The sequence below is a fragment of the Rheinheimera sp. genome, assembly GCF_036568245.1.
In the GTDB taxonomy this organism is placed as follows: Bacteria; Pseudomonadota; Gammaproteobacteria; order Enterobacterales; family Alteromonadaceae; genus Alishewanella.
In genome coordinates, this window is the sequence record NZ_DATCSY010000011.1 from 1 (window position 1) to 3550 (window position 3550).

4 protein-coding genes are annotated in these 3550 nt (G+C 52.9%); 1 reads left to right on the forward strand and 3 read right to left on the reverse strand.

Annotated elements, in window-relative coordinates; all coding sequences use genetic code 11:
• Positions 1-223: DUF5924 family protein (locus tag VIN66_RS00430; RefSeq protein WP_331922152.1), on the reverse strand; the 223-nt coding region annotated here is incomplete at its 3' end.
• 117 nt (positions 224-340) lie between these two features.
• The gene (locus VIN66_RS00435) at positions 341-2281 is read right to left on the reverse strand and encodes a propionyl-CoA synthetase (protein ID WP_331922155.1); all 1941 of its coding nucleotides are present in this window, start codon (positions 2279-2281) and stop codon (positions 341-343) included.
• A 173-nt stretch (positions 2282-2454) separates the two neighbouring features.
• Between VIN66_RS00435 and arfB the strand changes: the two genes are divergently transcribed.
• Positions 2455-2874 (forward strand): alternative ribosome rescue aminoacyl-tRNA hydrolase ArfB, encoded by a 420-nt coding sequence (gene arfB / locus VIN66_RS00440; protein ID WP_331922153.1) that lies wholly within the window; start codon positions 2455-2457, stop codon positions 2872-2874.
• A gap of 6 nt (positions 2875-2880) precedes the next feature.
• On the opposite strand, the gene VIN66_RS00445 is transcribed toward arfB, so the two are convergent.
• Positions 2881-3550, reverse strand: a 670-nt coding sequence (locus tag VIN66_RS00445) for a WYL domain-containing protein (RefSeq protein WP_331922154.1), incomplete at its 5' end; no start/stop codon positions are given.

Here is a 3550-nt window from a genome sequence, read left to right on the forward strand (position 1 = left end):
CGATACGTTCACGCAACCAGTTATCCAGTAGCAGCCATAACCAGCTTATCAACAGAAATAGTGCAATCAGCTGGGCCAGCGATTCTTTGCGATCGACCAGCACATAACTGGCAATGCCTGAGGCAAAGGCCAGCGCCGCCATAAGTCCAGGGTAACGTTGCAGCTGCTCAGCCAGCTGTAGCAGCAGGTTTTTGGGTGAGATCTGTTTATTCATCAAAAGCATAGTAAGGGCAGTGCCTTATCCCACTGGATATCATTAGATGGCGTTAGCTTATCAGAGCAGTGCAGCCATCACTATCAGTAATACCGATTTAGTGACAGCTGCAGCAAGCTCAGCCTGTCAGGGGGCGCTGATTAAACCTCTTTCGGCCATCAGAGTAGCAATTTCCGGCAGGCTGGCAGGATCATCTATAGTGGATGGCACACTGTACTTGCTGCCATCTGCTATCTGGCGCAATAACTTGCGCAGAATTTTACCCGAACGGGTTTTGGGCAGCCGCTGCACAATAATGGCCTGTTTAAAGCAGGCCAGAGCGCCTATTTCCTGCCGCACCATTGCCACCAGCTCTGCCTGCAATATGGTTTCATCCACCTCAACGCCATTTTTAATCAGCACCAGTGCCAGCGGCTGCTGACCTTTTACCGGTTCGGGAATACCGATCACGCAGCATTCGGCAATGGCCGGGTGGCTGGCAACGATTTGCTCCATCTCACCGGTTGATAAGCGATGGCCGGCGACGTTTATCACGTCGTCAGTGCGGCCCATCACGAACAGATAACCGTCTTCATCGATATAGCCTCCGTCGCCACTGGCATAGTAACCGGCGAAGCTACGCAGGTAACCATCAACAAAGCGTTCGTCATTCCCCCAGATAGTGGTTAAGCAGCCAGGTGGCAAGGGTAACTTCAGCGCAATATAGCCTTGCTCGTTAGGCCGCAGTATTTTGCCGCTTTCATTGAGGATCTGCACATTAAAACCGGGCACCGGCATGCAGGACGACCCCGGTTTTGCACTGAACTGGGTTAAACCTGTCGGGTTAGCGGCAATAGGCCAGCCGGTTTCGGTTTGCCACCAATGGTCAATCACCGGTTTATGCAGTTTTTCTACCACCCACTGATACGTCGCCGGGTCCAGCCGTTCGCCTGCCATAAAAATGCTGCGCAGCAGCGATAAATCGTACTGTTGTAATGCCGCTTGCGGATCTTCTTTACGGATAGCCCGAAACGCCGTCGGCGCGGCAAACAAAATATTAACGCCGTATTCTGCACAGACGCGCCAGAATGCGCCGGCATCGGGTGTAAATACCGGTTTACCTTCATATAAAATGCTGGTGCAGCCGGCGATCAACGGGCCGTATACGATGTAAGAATGGCCGACGACCCAGCCAACATCAGACGCCGCCCAGAATACATCACCGGCTTTGGCGTTATACACCGCCTGCATGCTGTAACTGAGGGCTACAGCATGGCCACCATTGTCGCGCACAACGCCTTTGGGTTTGCCGGTGGTGCCGGATGTGTAGAGGATATATAACGGATCAGTGGCTTTAACCGGCACGCAAGCGGCTGGCTCCGCTTTGACTACGGCCTGTTGCCAGTCCAGATCGCGGCCGGTTTGCATCCCGGCATGCAGTTGTGGCCGCTGGTAAATCACGCAGTAATCCGGTGTGTGTGTCGCTTTATTTATCGCCTCATCCAGCAAGGGCTTGTAGGCAATTAACTTGTTTACCTCAATACCACAGGACGCGCTGACCACCACTTTGGGCTGGGCATCGTCAATGCGCAGCGCCAGTTCATGTGCGGAAAAACCACCAAATACCACTGAGTGCACGGCGCCTAAGCGGGCGACTGCCAGCATGGCAATCGCCGCCTGCGGGATCATCGGCATATAAATAACCACCCGGTCGCCTTTTTGCACGCCAAGAGCTTTCAATACGCCGGCAAACTGCGCTACTGCATCACGCAGCTCGCGGTAACTAAAACGCTGCTTGTTGCCCGCTACCGGTGAGTCGTAAATCAGCGCGGCCTGTTCGCCGCGGCCTTGTTCAATATGGTGGTCAAGTGCCAGATAGGCCGTGTTCAATACACCGTCACTAAACCATTGATAATGATCTTCATCTTGCTGTTTTAGTACGGTATTGGGGGTTTTATACCAGCTAAGTACAGCTGCCTGCTGCTGCCAGAACTCTTCAGGTGTGTTGAGGGCGTGTTGATAATGCCGCTGATAAAGGCTGTTGGATGTGTCTGCCATAAGTGCATCCTCGCGTCGATAACGGTAAATGGCTTTTGCCTTACTGTAGCTAAAAAGCTGTGTTAACGAACTTAGACTTAAGGTGCATAGACTTTAGGCGTATATCACCGCAGTTTGCCATCTACACAGGCTCAGGAGCAAAGCTTGCCACACCGCTGCTGTTATGGTCTGATCGCGCTATTGCGAGTTAACAAAGGCCGCTGATGGCAATTCAAATCTCAAATGCTGTGGCGCTGAACGACAATGAGCTGGAATGGCAGTTTATCCGCTCCAGTGGAGCAGGTGGGCAGCACGTGAATAAAGTGTCCACTGCCGCGCAGCTTATCTTTGACATTAACGCGTCCAGTTTGCCGGCATTTTATAAAGAACGGCTGCTGACCAAAGCCGACCACCGTATTACACAAAGCGGTAAAATTATCATTAAATGCCAGCAAAGCCGTAGCCAGGAAATGAACCGCGAACAGGCGTTAGCGCAGTTTATCGAGCTGGTGCAGTCAGCCGCCAAGGTAGCAAAAAAGCGCGTTGCGACGAAAGCAACTTACGGCAGTCAGCAGCGCAGGCTGGAAAAGAAAAAACAGCGCGGTGCTACCAAAGCGCTGCGCCAGCAAAAGCCCGAAGGCTAGATGTCGTTATTCGCGCGGATACTGTGCCAACGTGGCCAGGCTTTGCTGGCGCAGTTCGTTAATGAGTTCTGCCGGTTCTATTACTGTTGCACTACCACCAAGGCTAAGCAGCCAGCTGGCAAGGCTGCGCCAGTCGCTGCAATTTAATGTAAGTTGCACAGTATCAGCCTGATAAACTTCGCCACTGATACCTTGCCACCATTCACGTTTTGCCCGGTCGGCGGCTACCGGCGTAAAGCTAACTGAGGCTTGCAAAGGCGCATCGGGCATACTCTGGCGGATAAAATCGCGGGCATTAAAACTCTCGCGGCTATCGACGACTTCTGACAATAACTTAAGCTGGCTGATACGGTCGGTACGAAAATCGCGGTAGGCATTACGTAGCCTGCACCAGGCAATAAAGTGCCAGCGCCCCAGGTAGTAAATTAAGCCGGCGGGTTCGGCTAAACGCTCGCTCTGGCTTAAATCGGCCTTTTGATAACAAAACTGTACCAGCTGGCGCCGGGCTATTGCTTGTTGCAGTAAGCTCAGATCAGCCTGCATCGGCGGGGCACTGGCGGGTGTCGCCATTGCATCGGCTAAATGCTCTAACCGGCTTTTGCTCTCGACCGGCAGCACCGCTTTAACCTTGTCGAGCGCGCTCTGCATCAGTTGCAGGTAGCTTTGGCTGGTCATG